We start from the raw sequence: 2,563 nt of genomic DNA on the forward strand, positions 1-2,563 counted from the left end.
ACTTCTAAAATTTTACCAGCTATAAAATCAAAGCTTCCATTTTCAAACTGATCTATATCCACCTTGTTAGGATTTTCAAGATTATCAGTTATTAAATAAGTCTTAACACCTAGCTCGCCAGATATCATATCTTCTAGTGCATTATTTCCGACCATTATAGATTCGTTTGGATTAGAACCGATGTTTTCAAAAATTTCTCTGTAATAATCTAAATTTGGCTTGCAGTAGTGGCTATTTTCGAAAGTAGTCACATAGTCGAAATCCTCTAATTTCAAGCCAATCCAGTTAAGTCTAGTTTGGACAGCCACCTTTGGGAATATTGGGTTTGTAGCTAAAACCACCTTTAATCCCTTGTCTTTTAGAGATTTTATAAATTCTGATCTATCTACGTCTTCTTGTAGTGTAGATTTTGCATCGTCGAATTCATTTGCGTAAAAATCAAGGAAGCTTTTTTCCATTTCGTCGTATTCTCTTTGCATTAATTTTGAGAAGGTAATTTTAAATGCATCTTCGTTAGTGACCTTTCCATCGTTTTTAACCATGCTTCCTGTTCCTGCCCATATAGATTTTATAAGTAAATCCTTGTCGTATCCCATAGGTGCAAATTTTTTTATTAAATTGTAAAAATAAGCTTTTATAAATTCCTCCTGATCAAAAGGAATTAGTGTTCCGTCTAAATCAAATAATATTGTTGTAATGTTTTCCATATGTCCCCCTAAATTGCTCTGATATACTTCTTCGAGTTAATATTTCCATTTTATTACAAAACATATAATTAATCAAACTTATTTTTCACATGAGCAGTTGGAATAGTTGAATTCCGATTTATTTATCTATAATACTGCTATTAATTCTATCTCAACCTTTATATCCTTTGGAAGTCTTGCAACTTCAACACAAGCTCTAGCAGGCTTGTTTTCACCAAAATATTTAGCATATACTTCATTTATTTGCCCGAAGTCATTCATATCTTTTATGAAAACAGTAGTTTTTACTACGTTTGAAAAATCAGCTCCAGCTTCCTTTAATATTGCTTGAATATTTTCTAAAGTTTGGGCTGTCTGTGCTTTTACATCACCCTCTACAATCGCCATTGTTTTAGGATCAAATGCTCCTTGACCTGATATAAATAATAGATTTCCAGCCTTTATTGCTTGTGAATATGGTCCTATAGCTGCTGGTGCGTTATTTGTGTGTATTACTTGATTACTCATTTTACTTATTCTCCTTCAATTAATCTATATTAATATCTGCTATTGAATATACTACAGCCTTTCCACTAAGCTTAACTCTATCACCTTCTTGGCTACAATAAAGTACTCCACCCCTTTTAGAAGCTTGATATGCAACTATACTATCTTTGTTCAGTTTATTTAACCAGTACGGTGCAATATGACAATGTCCTGAACCACATACTGGATCTTCATCAACGTTCATTTTTGGAGCAAAACTACGTGATACACAATCCACATCTTTTCCTGCTGCAGTTACTTGTAATAATAATCCATCAATTGTTTTTAATTTTTCCATATCAGGCTTTAATTCTCTAACTGTTTTTTCGTCGTCAAATATGCAAAGTAAATCTCTTCCCATATATGCTTCTACTGGTTTAGCTCCTATAGCATCGATCATCTTTTCAGTTATTTCAACTGGTTTTAGGTCGTATGCAGGAAAATCCATTTCATATAAATCGCCCTTTTTATTTACGATTAAGTCGCCACTCAATGTAGAAAATGTTACTGTTTCTAAATCAGTTTCTAAGAAATTTGTAATAATATAAGCACTTGCTAATGTTGCATGACCACATAAGTCTATTTCTCCTCCTGGTGTAAACCAACGTAATTTATATTTATCACCCTCTTTTACTGCAAATGCTGTTTCTGAAAGATTATTTTCTCTAGTTATGTTCATCATCATTTCATCTGAAATCCACGAATCCATTATACATATTGCAGCTGGATTCCCACCAAATAACTTGTCACTAAATGCATCAATTACATATTGTTTCATAATATAATTTCCCCTTTCAAATAAATTATTAACTTAATATAAGGTTAGCATATACAATTTTTTACAACAATATTATAATTGTATGGCATTCAATTTTTATTGTATGGCATTCAATTTTAGCATGAGCAATTTGAATAATCGAATTCTACCTTTTTATTAGTAGCATCTAAGTAGCACATCGCACCTAGAGGTATTGTGCCGACTGGGATGCAGTGACCTGTTTGTAGGTTGTAAATTGTCGGCTTTTTGTATCTTTGGGCGATTTCATTTACTATATCCTCGACTGCCCAGTCCTCGTCTCTGACCTTTCTGCAGTTGTCGAAGTCGCCGAATATTATGCCCTTGCAATCTCTAAATTTACCGGCCATGTGGAGGTGGTTTATCATTTTATCTACATTATATACATATTCGCTAGTCTCTTCTATAAATAGGATTTTGTCCTTAGTGTCTATTTCGTATTCTGTTCCTAGAGATGTATTTATCAAGCTCAAGTTGCCGCCCACGATTTGACCTTGGCATTTTCCTTCATATAATGTAAATATTTCTTCACCTT

General features: G+C 33.0%; 3 protein-coding genes and 1 pseudogene. All 4 read right to left on the bottom strand.

The window, feature by feature from the left end; genetic code table 11:
* Positions 1 to 707: HAD family hydrolase (locus tag ACI3VO_RS14295; RefSeq protein WP_439758563.1), on the bottom strand; the 707-nt coding region annotated here is incomplete at its 3' end.
* Positions 708 to 833: 126 nt separating this feature from the next.
* Positions 834 to 1,214: a RidA family protein gene (locus tag ACI3VO_RS14300; RefSeq protein ID WP_439758564.1), complete on the bottom strand. Its 381-nt coding sequence runs from the start codon at positions 1,212 to 1,214 to the stop codon at positions 834 to 836.
* Between the two features lie 19 nt (positions 1,215 to 1,233).
* Positions 1,234 to 2,010, bottom strand: a complete 777-nt coding sequence (locus ACI3VO_RS14305) for a PhzF family phenazine biosynthesis protein (RefSeq protein WP_439758565.1) — start codon at positions 2,008 to 2,010, stop codon at positions 1,234 to 1,236.
* A gap of 116 nt (positions 2,011 to 2,126) precedes the next feature.
* Positions 2,127 to 2,563, bottom strand: a pseudogene (locus tag ACI3VO_RS14310) (S66 peptidase family protein); the annotation flags it as partial.

Origin of the sequence: Intestinibacter sp. (assembly GCF_051866655.1) — a bacterium.
In the GTDB taxonomy this organism is placed as follows: Bacteria; Bacillota; Clostridia; order Peptostreptococcales; family Peptostreptococcaceae; genus Intestinibacter.

Excerpts from the sequence above, each read along its gene's own strand:
- ACI3VO_RS14305 (WP_439758565.1), bottom strand. The coding sequence starts at position 2,010 with ATGAAACAATATGTAATTGATGCATTTAGTGACAAGTTATTTGGTGGG.
- ACI3VO_RS14300 (WP_439758564.1), bottom strand. The coding sequence starts at position 1,214 with ATGAGTAATCAAGTAATACACACAAATAACGCACCAGCAGCTATAGGA.